This window comes from Phascolarctobacterium sp. Marseille-Q4147 (assembly GCF_017968825.1).
Classification (GTDB): Bacteria; Bacillota; Negativicutes; order Acidaminococcales; family Acidaminococcaceae; genus Phascolarctobacterium_A.
The window spans coordinates 121,354-138,444 of the sequence record NZ_CP072874.1 but is presented as its reverse complement, the minus strand read 5'-3'; the positions used below and the strand labels follow the sequence as shown (position 1 = coordinate 138,444).

The 17,091-nt window shown below is 50.0% G+C and carries 14 protein-coding genes and 1 riboswitch; of the genes, 13 read left to right on the top strand and 1 reads right to left on the bottom strand.

Annotation, left to right across the window (positions count from 1 at the left end; all coding sequences use genetic code 11):
• Positions 1-53 precede the first annotated feature (53 nt).
• The 3 genes from KAH19_RS00540 (at position 54) to KAH19_RS00530 (ending at position 4,225) form a co-directional block, all read left to right on the top strand.
• On the top strand, positions 54-1,274 hold the full coding sequence (locus KAH19_RS00540; protein WP_210684693.1) for an argininosuccinate synthase: 1,221 nt from the start codon (positions 54-56) through the stop codon (positions 1,272-1,274).
• Positions 1,274-2,686 carry an argininosuccinate lyase gene (gene argH / locus KAH19_RS00535; RefSeq protein WP_210684692.1) on the top strand — a complete coding sequence of 471 codons (1,413 nt, stop codon included), beginning with the start codon at positions 1,274-1,276 and terminating at the stop codon, positions 2,684-2,686. Before KAH19_RS00540 ends, argH begins: the two co-directional genes overlap by 1 nt.
• A 165-nt stretch (positions 2,687-2,851) precedes the next feature.
• Complete coding sequence (locus KAH19_RS00530) at positions 2,852-4,225, top strand: ATP-binding protein (protein WP_210684691.1); 1,374 nt, start codon at positions 2,852-2,854, stop codon at positions 4,223-4,225.
• 104 nt (positions 4,226-4,329) lie between these two features.
• On the opposite strand, the gene KAH19_RS00525 is transcribed toward KAH19_RS00530, so the two are convergent.
• Positions 4,330-5,700: a sodium-dependent transporter gene (locus tag KAH19_RS00525; protein ID WP_210684690.1), complete on the bottom strand. Its 1,371-nt coding sequence runs from the start codon at positions 5,698-5,700 to the stop codon at positions 4,330-4,332.
• A 668-nt stretch (positions 5,701-6,368) separates the two neighbouring features.
• On the opposite strand from KAH19_RS00525, the gene KAH19_RS00520 reads away from it, so the two are divergent.
• From KAH19_RS00520 to KAH19_RS00475, 10 genes are all read left to right on the top strand, one after another.
• Positions 6,369-8,018 carry a hydantoinase/oxoprolinase family protein gene (locus KAH19_RS00520; RefSeq protein WP_210684689.1) on the top strand — a complete coding sequence of 550 codons (1,650 nt, stop codon included), beginning with the start codon at positions 6,369-6,371 and terminating at the stop codon, positions 8,016-8,018.
• Positions 8,018-9,343, top strand: a complete 1,326-nt coding sequence (locus KAH19_RS00515; protein ID WP_009145048.1) for a histone deacetylase — start codon at positions 8,018-8,020, stop codon at positions 9,341-9,343. Before KAH19_RS00520 ends, KAH19_RS00515 begins: the two co-directional genes overlap by 1 nt.
• A 63-nt stretch (positions 9,344-9,406) precedes the next feature.
• Positions 9,407-10,000 carry an XTP/dITP diphosphatase gene (locus tag KAH19_RS00510; protein ID WP_210684688.1) on the top strand — a complete coding sequence of 198 codons (594 nt, stop codon included), beginning with the start codon at positions 9,407-9,409 and terminating at the stop codon, positions 9,998-10,000.
• A complete protein-coding gene (locus KAH19_RS00505) occupies positions 9,997-10,476 on the top strand; it encodes a metallophosphoesterase (RefSeq protein WP_009145046.1) in 480 nt (159 codons plus the stop codon). Before KAH19_RS00510 ends, KAH19_RS00505 begins: the two co-directional genes overlap by 4 nt.
• Before the next feature lie 194 nt (positions 10,477-10,670).
• Positions 10,671-11,897: an NADP-dependent malic enzyme gene (locus tag KAH19_RS00500; protein WP_210685463.1), complete on the top strand. Its 1,227-nt coding sequence runs from the start codon at positions 10,671-10,673 to the stop codon at positions 11,895-11,897.
• 59 nt (positions 11,898-11,956) lie between these two features.
• Positions 11,957-12,802: a fumarate hydratase gene (locus KAH19_RS00495; protein WP_009145044.1), complete on the top strand. Its 846-nt coding sequence runs from the start codon at positions 11,957-11,959 to the stop codon at positions 12,800-12,802.
• Between the two features lie 15 nt (positions 12,803-12,817).
• The gene (locus KAH19_RS00490) at positions 12,818-13,384 is read left to right on the top strand and encodes a Fe-S-containing hydro-lyase (protein WP_021720586.1); all 567 of its coding nucleotides are present in this window, start codon (positions 12,818-12,820) and stop codon (positions 13,382-13,384) included.
• Between the two features lie 107 nt (positions 13,385-13,491).
• Positions 13,492-13,592, top strand: a riboswitch (SAM riboswitch).
• A gap of 86 nt (positions 13,593-13,678) precedes the next feature.
• On the top strand, positions 13,679-14,500 hold the full coding sequence (locus tag KAH19_RS00485) for a MetQ/NlpA family ABC transporter substrate-binding protein (RefSeq protein WP_210684687.1): 822 nt from the start codon (positions 13,679-13,681) through the stop codon (positions 14,498-14,500).
• Between the two features lie 124 nt (positions 14,501-14,624).
• Positions 14,625-15,848: a class I SAM-dependent rRNA methyltransferase gene (locus tag KAH19_RS00480; RefSeq protein ID WP_210684686.1), complete on the top strand. Its 1,224-nt coding sequence runs from the start codon at positions 14,625-14,627 to the stop codon at positions 15,846-15,848.
• Positions 15,849-15,890: 42 nt separating this feature from the next.
• Positions 15,891-17,054 carry a CaiB/BaiF CoA-transferase family protein gene (locus tag KAH19_RS00475; protein WP_210684685.1) on the top strand — a complete coding sequence of 388 codons (1,164 nt, stop codon included), beginning with the start codon at positions 15,891-15,893 and terminating at the stop codon, positions 17,052-17,054.
• Positions 17,055-17,091 lie beyond the last annotated feature (37 nt).

The following is a 17,091-nucleotide window of genomic DNA, read 5'->3' as shown; positions in this document are numbered from 1 at the left end:
TGTAAGTTTATTCACTAATGCATAGCATTATACAGAAATGGGAGGCTATTATAATGAAAAAAGAAGATATTAAGAAAGTAGTTCTGGCTTACTCCGGTGGCCTTGATACATCCGTAATCATCCCCTGGCTGAAAGAGCATTACAACAACTGCGAAGTTATCGCTGCCTGCGCTGACCTTGGCCAAGGCGACGAACTGGAAACCGTTCATGACAAAGCACTGAAAACCGGTGCAAGCAAATGCTACATCATGGACCTGAAAGAAGAATTCATCAGCGACTATGTATGGCCCACCGTTAAGGCCGGTGCTGTATACGAAAAGAAATACCTGCTGGGTACTTCCTTCGCTCGTCCGCTGATTGCTAAAAAATTAGTTGAAATCGCTGAAAAAGAAGGCGCTGATGCTATTGCTCATGGTGCTACCGGCAAAGGCAACGACCAGGTTCGTTTTGAACTGTCCGTAAAGGCTCTGGCTCCGCAGCTGGCAATCATCGCTCCGTGGCGTGAGTGGGAGCTGCGCAGCCGTGACCAGGAAATCGACTATGCTGCAGCACACAACATTCCTATTCCTGTATCTCATGACCATGACTATTCCATGGACCGCAACATGTGGCATCTGTCCCATGAAGGCAGCGATCTGGAGGATCCGTGGAATGCACCGAAAGATGAACTGTTCATCGTTACCAACATTCCTGAAAAAGCTCCTGATAAACCGGAATATGTTGAGCTGGAATACGTTGAAGGCGTGCCTGTAAGCGTTAATGGTGAAAAACTCAGCCCGGCTAAGCTCGTTGAAAAACTGAACGAAATCGGTATCCGCAACGCTGTTGGTATCACCGATATGGTTGAAGACCGTCTGGTTGGCATGAAATCCCGTGGCGTTTATGAAAACCCTGCCGGCGCTATCATCTACTACGGCCACAACGATCTGGAAAACCTTTGCCTGGACCGTGCAACCCAATCCTTCAAGCAACAGGTTTCCATCCGTTATTCCGAGCTGGTTTACGATGGCATGTGGTTCAGCCCGCTGCGTGAGGCTCTGGATGCATTCGTTAACGAAACTCAAAAAACCGTTACCGGTACTGTTCGCATGAAACTTTATAAAGGCAACATCTACAGTGCAGGCGTTAAATCCCCGTACTCCCTGTACAGCCAGGAATATGTAACCTTCGGCGAAGACGAAGTTTACAACCAGGCAGATGCTACCGGCTTCATCAACCTCTTCGGCCTGCCGCTGAAAGTAAGAGCGCTGATGAAGAAAGGAAACCTGAAATAATGGCTAAGCTTTGGGGCGGTCGTTTCAGTAAGAATACGAACGAATTGGTGGACGCATTTAATGCGTCCATTGATTTTGATAAACGCTTATATCACGAGGATATCCGCGGCAGCATTGCTCATGCCGGTATGCTGGCTAAATGCGGTATCATTCCGGCAGAGGACGGGGAGAAGATCATTGCCGGTCTGAAAGACATCCTGGCTGATATTGAAGCAGGCAACTTCCATTTTGACGTTGCGCTGGAGGACATTCACATGAATGTGGAAGCGCGTCTGACCGAACGCATCGGCAGCGCCGGCGCTCGTCTGCATACCGCACGCAGCCGTAACGACCAGGTTGCACTCGATATGCATATGTATATGAAGCGTGAGGTTGCCGAAATTGCCGAGCTTTTGCTCAAATTTGAGGAAGCTCTTTTAACAGTTGCCAAAAAGCACGAAAAAACTCTGATGCCGGGTTATACCCATCTGCAGCGTGCGCAGCCGATTACCTTTGCTCATCATATGCTGGCATATTTCAATATGCTGCAGCGTGACTTCCGCCGCCTGCTAGGCGTTTGGGAAGGCGCGGACATGATGCCTCTGGGTGCCGGTGCGATTGCGGGTACTACGTTCCCCATCGACCGTTTTATGGTTGCGGAAGAGCTGAACTTCGGCACAGTTTATCCGAACAGCATGGACGCAGTAAGCGACCGTGACTATATCATTGAATTCCTTTCCTTTGCTTCTACCCTCATGATGCACATGAGCCGTCTGAGCGAGGAAATCTGCCTCTGGAGCAGCACTGAATTCGGCTTTGTGGAGCTGGACGATGCTTTTGCCACCGGCTCTTCTATGATGCCGCAGAAGAAGAACCCTGATATTTCCGAGCTGGTACGCGGTAAAACCGGCCGTGTGTATGGTCATCTGATGGCTATGCTGACAACGGCTAAAGGCCTGCCGCTGACCTATAACAAGGACCTGCAGGAGGATAAGGAAGGCTTCTTCGACGCTATCGACACCGTTAAATTCACCTTGGCTGTTTATCGTGATATGATTCTGACGATGACGGTTAATGTGGACAAGATGGCGCAGGCAGTGAGCAAGGATTTCTCCAATGCCACCGACCTGGCAGACTATCTGGTACGCAAGGGACTGCCCTTCCGTCAGGCACATGAGGTTGTCGGCAAATGCGTTGCCTATGCTATTCATCAGGGCAAATTCCTGCCGGAAATTTCTCTGGAGGAATACAAGCAGTTCTCCGACCTTTTCGAGAGCGATTTGCTGGTAGCTCTGAAGCCCGAGCATTGCGTAGAAGCACGTAAATCCTACGGCGGCCCTGCTTTCTCCGAAAACGAGAAGCAGTTCGCTATCGGCGACAAGGTGCTGGCAGTGCAGCAGGCTAAGCTGGAGGAGCTGCAAAGCAAGCTGTAAAAATTTAATAGAGCAAAATTATAGAGGCTGTCACGAAAGTGGCAGCCTCTTTGCTTGTAGTGCAGAGGTTAGCAAAAAAATATTGACAAATTCTGATGGAAAATATAAAATTATACTGAAATTAAATTCAGTGAAACGGAATTCAGTATAAAAGGAGGTTACAGGATGTTTGTCGGTAGAGAAGCAGAGTTACAGCAATTAACAGAAGTTTTTGCTCAGCCAGGTAAGCAGGCAGTGATGCTTTATGGCAGGCGCAGAGTTGGTAAAAGTACGCTAATTTTAGAAGCTATAAAGAATATAGCTTGCAAAGTTATTTATTATGAGTGTCTCATGACTTCTCTAGAAGATAATTTAAGAAGTCTTGAGGCGAAGGTGAAGGCTTGCTATAATAATAAATTTTTACATTTTGTCGATTTCGAGGAGCTGTTTGAATTTTTGGGGTCGCAGCAGGAAAAAGTCATCATTATTATTGATGAATATACATATTTGAAGAAAACAAGTGACGCTCATTACATAGATTCGCTGTTTCAGAGAATTGTTGACAGCTTAAAAAATAATATAGATCTTGTACTGCTTGGTTCATATGTTGGCATGATGAAAGAATTGCTTCAACAAGAAAATCCGCTGTTTGGCAGATTTTCTTTAATTCTGCATATCAGGCCTTTTGATTATTATGATGCATCTTTATTTTATACAGAGCTTTCAGCTTCTGCAAAACCAGCATTATATGCAGTGTTTGGTGGCAGTCCATTTGTTAATGTACTTATTGATGAGGAAGAGAATTTAGAGGGTAATATTGAACGATTGCTGCTCAATGCAAATAGTCCTGTCAGCATCTATATGGAATATATTTTATTGGCGGAGCTATCTAAGGTGGCGAATGCTAATATGATTTTGTCTGCTTTGGCTAATGGCAAGAAAAGGTATGGAGAAATTGAAAAGCTGATTTCCGGCAATTCCAATGGCAGCTTAGACAAGCAATTGAAAAATTTATTGGAGATGGAGATTATTCAAAAGATTTATCCGATTAACAAGAAAAATGATAAGAAAAAGACTTTCTATGAGATTAGTGATAATCTGGTGCGTTTTTATTATGCCTATATCTATAATAAGCGTGATGTTATTGCAAGAATCGGTACTAAAAATTTTTATGAGCTGTATATAAAGAGCAGCATCAAGACATTTATTTCGCACCGGTATGAAGCCATTGTCAGAGAGTATTTTTCCAGACAGTTGCGAGAAGGCAAAAGGTCAGATGTGTATGATATCGGAACTTTTTGGTATGATATGCCTAAGGAAAGACGTAGCGGCGAATTTGATTGTGTTTTAGAGCTGAAGAATGGTTATGCATTTTATGAAGTGAAGTATTACGATAAGACTTTTTCGAGGGCGGAGGCAGAGGCTGAAGTGCAGCAGCTGAAAAATGTGTTGAGATTTATGGAGGTTAGCAGGCTTGGTTTTGTGGCTCTATCTGGTTTTGACTTTACCAGTTCTGAGTATGAGCTCATCAGTGGAGCAGAGCTGTACAAGTATAATTGACATAATCAAATGAGCACTACTTGCAGGGTATGCAGGTAGTGCTCGTTTCGCGTTATAGAAATGTGTAAAATTGGGTTTGACGCTACAGGACACCACAATTTATCTTATTTGAAGAACATAGCGTAATAGCCGTTGAAGAAGATATACAGGACAATCAGCGGCAGAATATAGGTTGCATAGAAGCGCATCCATTTCGGGAAGCCTATGCCCTTGCCGGTATCAACCTCTTCAATGAATTTGTTCCAGCCCCAGCCGTAGCGGCTAGTGCAGAAGGCCAGGAAGATTAGGCTGCCTAAAGGCAGAATGTTGTTGCTGACGAGGAAGTCTTCCAGATCCAGCACGCAGGTGCCTTTGCCCAGAGGCTCAAAGCCGCTCCAGATATTGAAGCCGAAAACGCAGGGCAGGGACAGCAGAATCATGCCGATAACAGCAAATGGGATGAGGCGACGGCGGTCACCGCCGGTCAGCTCGCAGATGCTGGAGATAATCATTTCGAATACAGCAATAACAGTGGACATTGCCGCAAAGAGCATGAAGAGGAAGAAGAGAGTGCCCCAGATACGTCCGCCGTTCATAGCGTTGAAAACGTTGGGCAGGGTGATGAAGAGCAGGTTCGGGCCTGCATCCGGCTGGATACCGAAGCTGAAGCATGCCGGGAAGATAATCAGACCGGCAACGATTGCTACGAAGGTATCGAGGAACATAATCCACAGCGCTTCGTTGGTGAGCTTCTGCTCCTTGCCGATGTAGCTGCCGAAGATGGACAGAGAGCCCATGCCGATGCTCAGGGTGAAGAAGGCCTGGCCCATAGCAGCGAAGATTACCTCGCGTACACCATGCTCGGCAATTTTGTCGAAGTCGGGGTAGAGGTAATACTTGAGGCCGACTTCACTGCCCGGAAGCAGCATGGAGTTGGCTGCAAGCACAACCATCAGCACGATGAGGAAGGCCATCATAACCTTGGTGATGCGTTCAACGCCGTTGCGAACGCCCATGTAGCAGACGCCGAAGCAGAGCATGATGATGATTGCCATGTTACCGGCCATAGTTGCCGGGTCCTGCAGCAGAGCACCGAAAACGCCCTTGATGCCCTGAGCGTCCAGACCGGAAAGATCACCGACAGCCATTTTATAGAGGAAATAGAGCATCCAGCCGCTGACGGTGGTGTAGAACATCATGAGGATGATATTGCCGGCAATAGTTACATATTTGAACAGATGCCATTTAGTTCCCTTCGGCTCCAATGTGTCGAAGGATTTTGCCGGACTGCGTCTGCTGGCGCGGCCGACGGCGAATTCTGCTACCATGATGGGCAGGCCTAACAGCAGCAGGAAGCACAGGTAGATGAGCACAAAGGATGCGCCGCCATATTGACCTGTGACGAAAGGAAAGCGCCAAACGTTGCCTAAACCAATGGCACAGCCGGCAGAAATCAGGATAAATCCTAGGCGTGAAGAGAAGCTCTCACGTTCCATAATACATATCGTCTCCCTTACTAATACAATAATAGTATATAGTATAAGCTATTATCCTGTTTTTAGCAAGCTAAAGAGAAATAAAAGCTGTTGCAGGCTGCGGTAACGGTGAATTTGATATAGGCCGGGCAGGAATATTAAATATAACAAATCGTTATAATATTTAACTTGACTATCGGCAGTACCTATTTTATAATAACCTCACACACAGAGATGGGTTTTGTGTGTAGAGGAGAATTAAAATGCAGAAAAAGTATCTTATTATTTTGAGTACTGTCGTTTTATCTTTATGCGGTGCTGCCAGCCTGGTTTACTATGATGCTCTTTTGAGAGCTTAGCTAAATTTAAGCGGCGGCAATTTACATCCGGCAATCGCAACTGCAGGACATTAGCAGAAATATAAAATGTCTGCAGGATTACCCCACCCGGATGCCAATAATAATTACAAGGCGTAAGCAACGGAGCTTACGTCTTTTTTTCTGCCCGCAAACGCTTGCGGTTGTGTCGGCATATAATTACAGCAAGGAATTTTCTTCGCACGGAGTTTGGCAACATGATATAATATAATTAATATAGACTGTCTGTTATTAGCTTGTTAAAAGTAAATATAGTATAGATTAAAAGAATACGCATTGACACTCTGGTTTAAACGAAGGAGGGATGAAGCAATGCTGTTAGGTATTGATGTAGGCGGAACCTTTACGGATGCCGTGGTGCTGCGGCAGGGCGAGGTGGTGGCGCAGGCTAAGCGCGCGACGACGCATGATGATGTGCTGCAGTGTGTGCTGGCAGCGCTGGATGCGGTGCTGCAGCCGGGAATGGCGCAGGAGCTGGAGCGTGTGGTAATATCCAGCACTATTGTGACTAACGCTTTGACCGAGGGTAGCCTGTCGCCGGCGTTTTTGGCAATTATCGCCGGACCGGGCATGAACGTCAAGGGACATCTGCCTGTGACACCGTATTACTTGTCCGGTTATGTGGACCATCGCGGCAAGATTACGGCTAACATTGAATGGAGCAGGCATCAGGAGCTGCTGCGGCGCAAGGGCAGCGGTGTGTGCGCGGTGAGCGGCAAGTTTTCGGTGCGTAACCCGCAGCTGGAATATCAGGCGGAGCATGAGCTGAAAAAATGCGGCTACAGCAAGGTGTTTTTGGGCAGTGAGCTGAGCGGTGAGCTGAACTTTGTGCGGCGCTGCAATTCTGCGTATTTTTCCGCGCAGGTGTATGAGCTTTTCACCCGCTTCTGCAAACGTATCGAGCGTGCTTTGGCAGAGCGCGGCATCAGCGCTCCGGTGCATATCTTGAAAGCGGACGGCGGTACGCTGCCGCTAGAAACAGCCTTGCAGCAACCGGTGGAGGCTGTGTTTACTGGTCCCGCTGCTTCCGTACTGGGCATAGAGGCGCTTTGCGCTCCCAATGTTAACAGCATCTCGCTGGATGTGGGCGGCACTACTACCGACATTGCCTTCTGGGAGAACGGCCTGCCGCTGATGGCCCGCAAGGGTGCGGCGGTTGCCGGTTATCCTACGGCAGTGCGTGCCTTTCATATGCGCAGCATCGGCATCGGCGGTGACAGCAGACTGCATAAGACGGCAAACGGTTATGTTGTCGGCCCCGAGCGTGAAGGTCCCGCTGCCGCAGTCGGCGGCAGCATAGCGACGCTGAGCGATGCGCTGATTACGGCGGGTTATGTGCATTTCGGTGACGAAGAACGGGCGCAGAAAGCGATTGCCGCTCTGGGCGGCGAGCCGCAGACGGAAGCACGCAAGATTGTGGCTGCGGCCGTTGAGCAGATTAAAACGACGATTCGGGAAATGCTGGACGAATGGGCCAAGCAGCCCGTATATACGGTTAACGATGTTATCAAGGGCACGGAATTTATCCCGCAGCAGCTGATTGGCGTCGGCGGCGGCGCACCGGGCTTAATCAGGGCGCTGGGCGAATCTATGGTGCTGCCGGTGGATATTCCTGCCGGAGCGATGGTGGCGAACGCTATCGGTGCAGCGGTAGCAAGGCCTACGCTGAGCGCAGGACTCAGAGCGGACACGACCGATGGCTATTACATTATTCCTGAGGGCGGAAAACGCGAAGCCTTGCCGCGACGCTTCAGCAAGCAGGCGGCAGAGGAGCTGCTCGCAAGCTGGCTGCGGGAGCAGACGGCGCAGTGGCAGCTGCCCGACCAGGAAACGGAGCTTATCAGCTACGAGCATTTTCATACAGTACACGGCTATTACGAAACCGGCGATATTTACAGCCTGCGTATGCAGCTGAAGCCGGGAATTCTCTATAAGGTTAGCGGCAGGGAGGTGAGCTTCTGATGGCAAAGAATACCTTGGGATTAGTATTTTTCCCTGCGTTTGACTGGATGATCAGCCCCGGTCACCCCGAACGGCAGGAGCGCTTATTATATACGCGCGACCAGCTGGAGGAGGAGGGCCTGTTCGATTGCGAGGAGATTAAGGAATATCGCCCGCGTCTTGCTGAAATCGAGGATTTGCAGCGTGCGCATGTCGGCGTGCCGGCGATTGCACGCTTGATTACGCCGGCACACCTGACCTCTGCGGGAGGCTGTCTTGTGGCGGCCGATGCCGTAATGCAGCGGGAGGTGCAGCGTGCCTTTGCTCTTGTGCGTCCGCCGGGACACCACGCTATGCGTGTAGTACACGGAATCCGTGGTTTTTGTACTATTAATATTGAAGCAATAATGGTAGAATATTTACGTAGCAGGTATAATATCCGCAGGATTGCTGTTGTGGATACCGACGTGCATCACGGCGACGGCTCGCAGGACGTGTTCTACCATGATCCCGATACACTGTATATCTCCTTCCATCAGGACGGGCGCACATTGTATCCGGGCACAGGCTTTCCTAATGAAGCAGGCAGTCCGGCGGCCTGGGGCACGAATATCAATTTGCCCTTGCTGCCGGGAACAGGCGACGAAGGACTGCACCGTCTGTATGACGGCTTAATCACGCATATTCTGGAGGACTTTCAGCCGGAGCTGATTATCAACAGCGCCGGGCAGGATAACCATTTCAGCGACCCGCTGGCTTCCATGCAGGTGACGGCACAGGGCTATGCGCGTCTGGCGGATAAGCTGCAGGCTGATATTGCGGTGCTGGAGGGCGGTTATTCAATTGAAAGTGCCCTGCCTTATGTCAACACCGGTATTATTCTGGCGATGGCAGGCATGGATTACAGCAAGGTGGTGGAGCCTGATCTGCGCGGACTGCGCCCGCAGGATGAGCGCTGCAATAAGCGCGTAGACCAGCTTATTGCCGAGGTCGGCGATTTGTACTTCAATCGTGAGCGCACGAGCAAGGAATTGCTGGCGAAATGCGGCAATACCTGGCAGCGCAGCAAGCATATCTACTATGATGAGGAGGGTATCCGCGAGGAGCAGGTGGAAAGCGTGCATTATTGCGAACGCAAGGCCTGCCGCGGTTATTTTACCCTGCAGACGGCGGCCGAAGGGACGCGCTTTGGCGACCAGAGCGCCTTCATTACCTGCCTGACGCGTGAAATCTGTCCGCATTGCCGGCAAAAGGCCTACGATGCAGCGTTGGCAGAAAAGAAGCGCGGCCGCTGGCAGTATGTGCTGGTGCAGGACATTGCCACAGGCACAGTAGAAAATCTGTAAATAATAAGCATTAGGACGCTGTAAAACAAATATGCGTCTTAAGCTGAGAATCGAGGTTAAATAATGATTAATGAATTGGTTGTAGCTACCCATAATCAGGGCAAGGTGGAAGAGTTTAAATCTTTAATGAAGGATTTGCCGATTGAAATAAAATATCTGGCAGATTTTGACGCAGTAGAAGCACCGGCGGAAACAGGCCGCACCTTTGCTGCTAATGCCCGCCAAAAGGCTACCTATTATGCAAAGAAGCTGGGCAAGCCCTGCATTGCCGATGATTCCGGCTTGGAGGTGCAGGCGCTGGACGGTGCTCCCGGTGTGCGCAGTGCGCGTTATGCCGGCGAAAAGGCCAGCGACGAGGACAACAACAATCTGCTGCTGCACAACATGAAGTTTCAGGTTAAGCGTACCTGCCGCTTCCGCTGTGCGCTGTGCGTAGCACAACCCGACGGCAAGGTGCTCAATGAGGTAGACGGCATCTGCGACGGTATGCTGTTGCATGAGCCTCTGGGTGAAAACGGCTTCGGCTACGACCCGCTGTTCTGGTCCACCGAGCTGCATAAGGGTATGGCAGAGGCTACCATGCAGGAGAAAAACAAAATCAGCCATCGCGGTAAGGCAATCCGTAAGCTGGTTGCTATCTGGAGCAAAAAGAAATGAGAATAGGCATTACAGGTGATACGCATGGCAGTGCGCAGGCGATTCGCCGCATTCTGCAGCAGACACCGCCTATCGAGTTGTGGCTGCATACAGGCGATTATGCGGCCGACGCCAACCGCCTGCATGATGCGACAGGCATTAAAACCGTGCGTGTGCGCGGCAACTGTGATTTATTGGATGACGGCAGTAAATTTGACGAGTATCTGGAAATAGAAGGCTATAAAATCTGGCTGACGCACGGACACAGATACATAGAAAGAAATGTGCAGGCTGATTTGGGCTATTGGGCAAAGCAGCTGGGGCAGGATATCGTGGTGTTCGGGCATACGCATGTGCCGATGGCCGAATATTATGCGGAAACGCTGCTGGTGAACCCCGGCAGTCCGTCCCGTCCTCGCGGCGGCTCGGAGCCTTGCTTTGCGGTGCTTACACTGCAGGCGGGGCAGACACCGCAGGTGGAATTCTTCAAGGTGTGAGTCTTTGGTTAAGAAAATTTTGCGCAGGAAGCAAAAATCTTTTGACAATTTCTTGAAATGATGTAGATTACAAAGAAAATATCTTGCAAAACAGGGTAGTTTAATATACAATAAGTGTATACTATTTATCGGACGGAGCTAATGATTTTTTAGACAGCTTACGTCGGGAAATCTTGGGAGGAAAAAAGATGACAATGACTCTGCGTGAAGAAGCTCTTAAATTACATATGGACAATAACGGCAAAATTGCTGTAGTAAGCAAGGTGCCTATTGCAACCCGTCATGATTTGGCTATTGCCTATACCCCGGGTGTAGCTGAACCTTGCAAGGATATCAAAGAGGACAAAAACCTCTCCTTCGAATATACCTGCCGCGGCAACATGGTTGCTATTATTACCGACGGTACTCGTGTACTCGGACTGGGCGACATCGGTCCCGAAGCTGCTATGCCGGTAATGGAAGGCAAGGCTGCACTGTTCAAAACCTTCGGCGATGTTGACGCTGTGCCTGTTTGTCTTGATACCAAGGATCCGGACGAATTCATCCGCACCGTTAAGCTGCTGCAGCCTAACTATGCAGGCGTAAACCTGGAGGATATTTCCTCTCCCAAATGCTATGAAATCGAAGATAAGCTGAAAGAAATCTGCGATATTCCTGTATTCCACGATGACCAGCATGGTACCGCTATTGCCTGCCTGTCTGCTGTACTGGGCGCACTGCGCTTTGTTAAAAAAGACATTGCTACCGCTAAATTCGTTGTCAACGGCTGCGGTGCTGCCGGCAGTGCTATCGGCCGTCTGCTGGTAAACATGGGCGCACAAAATGTAATCATGGTTGACCGCTTCGGCGCTCTGTACGAAGGCATCGACGCTAAGCTGGACCGCATCCAAAGCTATCTGGCTACCGTAACCAATAAGGAGCATAAGCAGGGTACTCTTGCTGATGTTGCCAAGGGTGCTGACGTTATGATCGGTGCTTCCGCTCCGAACGTATTCACCAAAGAAATTATGCAAAGCATGGCTGACAAGGCTATTGTTTTTGCTCTGGCTAATCCTGTTCCGGAAACCAGCTATGATGCTGCTAAGGAAGCAGGCGTTGCTGTTGCCGGCACCGGCCGCAGCGACAGACCGAACCAGGTTAACAACGTAACCGTATTCCCGGGCGTATTCCGCGGTGCTATTGATGTACGCGCACGCGCTATTACCGAGGAGATGAAGGTTGCTGCTGTTTATGCTATTGCCGACCTGATTGACGAAAAAGACCTGCGTGAGGACTATGTAGTACCTGACGCTTTTGACCCGCGTGTTGCTCCGGCGGTTGCTGCCGCTGTAGCTAAGGTTGCTATCGAAAAGGGCCTGGCACGCAAAATTGTAGATCCTGAGGTTGTAAGAGCCAATACTGCTAAACGCATCGGCCGTTAAGCCGCAGTATCAAAAATATTATTCTCACAATGACAATGTGAGCTTAGGAGGATGAAAACATGAGAGAAATAAAGGTTAGTGAAGTCACTGATGTTATTGCCAAGCTGTGCATGGATTCCTGCTACTATCTCCCGCAGGAGATGATGGACAAGATCAGAAATGCCGCTGTTGAAGAAGAATCTCCTTTGGGCAGGGAAATCCTTGCTACCTTGATTGAGAACTTCGAGCTGGCTAAGAAAAAAGCTGTTCCTCTGTGTCAGGATACCGGTCTGACTGTAGTATTCCTGGAAATCGGTCAGGAAGTGCATTTCGTTGACGGCGATTTGTACACTGCCATTCATGCAGGCGTAGCAAAGGGCTACACTGAAGGCTATCTGCGTAAATCCTCTGTAGGCGACCCGGTATTTGATCGTAAAAATTCCGGTGATAATACTCCGGCAATCATCCACACCAAGATTGTTCCCGGTGAAAAGGTTAAAATTATCGTTTGCCCTAAAGGCTGCGGCAGCGAGAACATGGGCGCTTTGAAAATGCTGAAGCCGGCAGACGGCGTTGAAGGCATCAAAAAATTTGTTGTTGATACCGTGCGTGCTGCAGGCCCGAACCCCTGCCCGCCGATTACCGTCGGCGTAGGCATCGGCGGCAATATGGAGCGTGCCGCTATTCTGGCTAAATATGCGCTGACCCGTACCGTAGGCGAGCACAATAAGGATGAGCGCTATGCGGCACTGGAGGACGAGCTGCTGGAGCTGGTAAACAAAACCGGTGTAGGTCCTTCCGGCTTAGGCGGCAGCACTACCGCTCTGGCTGTAAATGTTGAATTTACCCATACCCATATCGGCGGTATGCCCTGCGCTGTAAACCTGAACTGCCACCAGGCACGCAAGGCTGAAGCAGAAATTTAAAGGAGGCGCCTGAAGATGAGTGAAGAAGCTGTAATCAAATATATCAATGCTCCGCTGACCGAAGAAACTGTCAAAGACCTGCATGCAGGCGACGTTGTACGCATCAGCGGTTATATCTACACTGCACGCGACGCTGCTCACAAGCGTTTGTATGAAGCGCTGGAGCGTGGCGAAAAGCTGCCTTTGGATCTGACCAATAATGTTATTTATTACGTTGGCCCTACTCCTGCCAAACCGGGCGAGGTTGTCGGCAGTGCCGGCCCCACCACCAGCGGCCGTATGGATAAATATACCCCGACCATGATCGAGCAGGGCATGCGCGGCATGATCGGCAAAGGTCTGCGCAGCCAGGAGGTTATTGATGCCTGCGCTAAGCATGGCGCTGTTTATTTCGTTGCTGTAGGCGGTGCTGCTGCTGTTATCACCCAATCAATCAAGAGCGAAACCATGATTGCTTACGAAGACCTGGGACCGGAGGCTATCCGCAGATACGAGGTTAAGGATTTCCCGGCTATCGTCTGCATCGACAGCGAGGGTAATGACTTCTATAAAGTTGGTATTGCCAAGTATAAAAAAGAGTAACATTGTTAACAGATTAAGGGCAGGATTTTCTGCCCTTAATTTTTTTTGCGATTAATGTTGACAAAGACACTAGGATAATATATTATTACTCACATCTTAATAACACGCTCTTATCAAGAGTGGCGGAGGGAACAGGCCCGATGATGCCCGGCAACCAGACGAAGGTTATGGTGCTACATCCTGCAAGTGTAATCTTGAAAGATGAGAGGAAGACCGGCTCCTTCCTCAGAAGGAGTTTTTTTCTTAGGCGGATGTTTTGCAAGACGTGTTGGATAAAGAAAGGATGTAAAAAAGATGAAAAAATTATTAGTTGCATTACTGGCATTAGTGAGCCTTGCAGTTGTTGCTGCAGGCTGCGGCGGCGGAGACAAAAAGGCAGACAACGGTGCTGACAAAAAGGTTACCTTGAAGGTTGGCGCTACCGCTGTACCGCATGCTGAAATCCTCAACCAGATCAAAGGCACCTTGGCTAAAGAGGGCGTAGACCTGCAAATTATCGAATTCAGCGATTATGTTAAACCGAACCTGGCTTTGAACGATAAGGAGCTGGATGCCAACTTCTTCCAGCATGAGCCTTATCTGGATACCTTTGTTTCCGAGCGCAAGATGAATCTTGTATCTGCAGGCAAGGTACATATCGAGCCGATGGGCATTTATTCCAAGACAATCAAATCTCTGAATGATATCCCCGAAGGCGCTAAAATTGCTATTCCGAACGACCCGTCCAACGGCGGCCGTGCGCTGGCTCTGCTGCAAAGCGCTAAGCTGCTGAAGCTGAAGGATGGCGTTGGCGTTAAGGCTACCGTAGGCGATATCGTTGGCAACGACAAGAAGCTGAAGATTGTGGAAATCGAAGCTGCTCTGCTGCCGCGTTCCATGGATGATACCGATTTGTCTGTTATCAACTCTAACTTCGCTATGGAAGCTAAGCTGAACCCGGTGAAGGATTCTCTGTTCACCGAGCCGAAGGAATCTCCGTATGCTAACATCGTAGCTGTCCGCAAGGGTGACGAAAACCGTCCGGAAATCCAGAAGCTGATGAATGCTCTGCGTTCTCCCGAGGTTAAGAAGTTCATCGAGGATAAATACAAAGGCGCTGTTGTTGCAGCGTTCTAATTTGTGAATTGAAGGGCTGCCGCTGAAATGCCGACGCATTTCGGTGGCAGTCTTTTTCTGTGCATCCGCCTGCAAAATATGCTATACTTAAAGAAATACTAATCTTAAAATCGTGAGGTAGAATATGCGTAAATATGCAAAATTTTTCGTAACCCCGAAGGGAGAGCGCGCTGCACGCGGCGGTCATCCCTGGGTGTTTGGTGAAGAGGTAACTAAAATTGAAGGCGAGTATGCCAACGGTGACTTGGTGGATGTTGTAACGTCCAAGGGCAAATATTTGGGCACCGGCTTTGTGAATGACCATTCCAAAATCCGTGTGCGCATTATTTCCACCAATACTAATGATAAGTTTGACGAAGCCTTTTGGGAGCGCCGTCTGCGCTATGCGCTGGATTACCGCCTGACGGTTATGGGCGAGCGTGATTTTAACTGCTGCCGCCTGATTTTCGGCGAAGCGGATATGTTTCCCGGCCTGACCGTGGACCGCTATAATGATTTGCTGGTAACGCAAACACTGTCCTTGGGCATTGAAATGCGCAAGCAGATGCTGTTTGAGCTGCTGATTAAAATTCTGCGCGAGATGGGACAGGAAATCCGCGGTCTGTATGAGCGCAACGACGTAAGAATCCGCCTGCTGGAGGGCATGGAGGAGGGCAAGCACTGGTTTGCTACCGATTTGTGCCCCGAGCCCGGCGCTGTTACTACCGAGATTGTCGAAAACGGCATCGAATATACGGTTGATGTAGAAAACGGCCAAAAGACAGGCTTCTTCCTCGACCAGAAATATAACCGTCAGGCGATTGCCAAGATTGCCAAGGGCAAGCATGTGCTGGACTGCTTTACCCACACCGGTTCCTTTGCGCTGAATGCTGCCAAGGGCGGCGCTGCGAGCGTTACCGCGGTTGATATCAGTGCGGAGGCAGTGCAGATGGCAGAGCATAACGCAGCGATTAACAATTGCTCCGATGTTATGCACGGCCTGCAGGCGAATGTTTTTGATTTGCTGAGCGATTTGTTCAACAAGCATTCGCGTGAATATGACTTTATTATTCTGGACCCGCCGGCGTTCACCAAATCCGGCAGCACGGTGAAGAATGCGATTCGCGGCTATAAGGAAATCAACCTGAAGGCGATGAAGCTGCTGCCGCGCGGCGGTTATCTGGCAACCTGCTCCTGCTCGCACTTTATGAAGGAGGAGCTGTTCGTGAAGATGCTGCAGGACGCTGCGCATGACGCCAACGTTTCTCTGCGTCAGATTGAAGCGCGCCAGCAATCTCCGGACCATCCGATTCTGTGGCAGGTGCCGGAAACAAATTATCTCAAATTCTATATCTTCCAGGTAGTATAAAAATTCAGTCTAAAAATATGCTGCTGTTAAGGGGGCGTTATTGTGCAGGCTTTAGAGGGTATTCGTGTGCTTGATTTGTCACGGCTGCTGCCGGGACCGTATTGTACAATGCTGCTGGCCGATTTCGGCGCGGAGGTTATCAAAATCGAGGAGCCGGGGCGGGGAGATTATGCCCGCAGCTTTCCGCCGTTTTTAAAGGATTTCGGTTACTGGCATCTGCAGCTGAACCGCAATAAAAAGAGCGTTGTGCTTAACCTGAAGTCGGATGCGGGACGCCGGGCATTTTTGGAGCTGGTGAAAACCGCTGACGTGGTGGTGGAAAGCTATCGCCCGGGTGTGCTGACGAAGCTTGGCATTGACTATGCGGCGGCGAAGACTGTGAACCCGCGTATTATCTACTGCTCGTTGACAGGCTACGGCAAAAAAGGACCGCTGGCCAAGCAGGCCGACCATGATATCGGTTACGTGAGCCTGGCAGGCATTACCGCTATGAGCGGTGAGGCGCAGGGCAAGCCGGCGATTCCGGGCGTGCTGATGGCTGATATGAATGCGTCGATGGCGGCGGGCATGAGCATTATGATTGCGCTGCGCCATGCACAGATGACGGGCGAGGGGCAGGAAATAGATATTTCGCTGTATAATGTGGCGATGACGCTGATGCCCGGTGCTGCCAGCCTGTACTTCGGCAGCGGTTTTGTGGCGGAGCGCGGCAACAACTGGCTGACGGGTGCCAACGCCAACTATAATATTTATGCGACGAAGGAAGGACGCTACCTTGCAGTGGGATGCCTGGAAAAGAAGTTCTGGAGCAACCTGTGCGCTGTGCTGCAGCGCCCCGATATGACGGACCTGATTGATGATGATGCTAACCACGACTACTTAAAGCAGCAGCTGACGCTGGAATTTGCCAAGCACACGTTGCCCGAATGGGAGCAGCTGCTGGCGGGCAGGGATACCTGCGTAACGCCGGTGCTGGATTTTGCCGAGGCGGTGGACGCGGAGCAGACCAAGGCCAACGAGATGGTGCTGAACGTAGAGGATGCAGAGCTTGGCAGCTACCGGCAGCTGGGCTTTGCCATGAAGCTGAGCGAAACGCCGGCAGCGCTGAAAAAGCGTGCGCCGCGCTTGGGCGAGGATACGCAGCAGGTGCTGTCGCAGGCGATTGCCGATGAAAAGCTGCTGGCGGAAGCATTGCAGAGCAAATAAAAAATGACCTCCTGAATTTTCAGGAGGTCTGATTTTT

Coding starts and splice junctions, on each gene's coding strand:
- KAH19_RS00490 (WP_021720586.1), top strand. CDS start 12,818: ATGAGTGAAGAAGCTGTAATCAAATATATCAATGCTCCGCTGACCGAA.
- KAH19_RS00495 (WP_009145044.1), top strand. CDS start 11,957: ATGAGAGAAATAAAGGTTAGTGAAGTCACTGATGTTATTGCCAAGCTG.
- KAH19_RS00515 (WP_009145048.1), top strand. CDS start 8,018: ATGGCAAAGAATACCTTGGGATTAGTATTTTTCCCTGCGTTTGACTGG.
- KAH19_RS00500 (WP_210685463.1), top strand. CDS start 10,671: ATGACTCTGCGTGAAGAAGCTCTTAAATTACATATGGACAATAACGGC.
- KAH19_RS00505 (WP_009145046.1), top strand. CDS start 9,997: ATGAGAATAGGCATTACAGGTGATACGCATGGCAGTGCGCAGGCGATT.
- KAH19_RS00480 (WP_210684686.1), top strand. CDS start 14,625: ATGCGTAAATATGCAAAATTTTTCGTAACCCCGAAGGGAGAGCGCGCT.
- KAH19_RS00520 (WP_210684689.1), top strand. CDS start 6,369: ATGCTGTTAGGTATTGATGTAGGCGGAACCTTTACGGATGCCGTGGTG.
- KAH19_RS00525 (WP_210684690.1), bottom strand. CDS start 5,700: ATGGAACGTGAGAGCTTCTCTTCACGCCTAGGATTTATCCTGATTTCT.
- KAH19_RS00540 (WP_210684693.1), top strand. CDS start 54: ATGAAAAAAGAAGATATTAAGAAAGTAGTTCTGGCTTACTCCGGTGGC.
- KAH19_RS00485 (WP_210684687.1), top strand. CDS start 13,679: ATGAAAAAATTATTAGTTGCATTACTGGCATTAGTGAGCCTTGCAGTT.
- argH (WP_210684692.1), top strand. CDS start 1,274: ATGGCTAAGCTTTGGGGCGGTCGTTTCAGTAAGAATACGAACGAATTG.
- KAH19_RS00530 (WP_210684691.1), top strand. CDS start 2,852: ATGTTTGTCGGTAGAGAAGCAGAGTTACAGCAATTAACAGAAGTTTTT.
- KAH19_RS00510 (WP_210684688.1), top strand. CDS start 9,407: ATGATTAATGAATTGGTTGTAGCTACCCATAATCAGGGCAAGGTGGAA.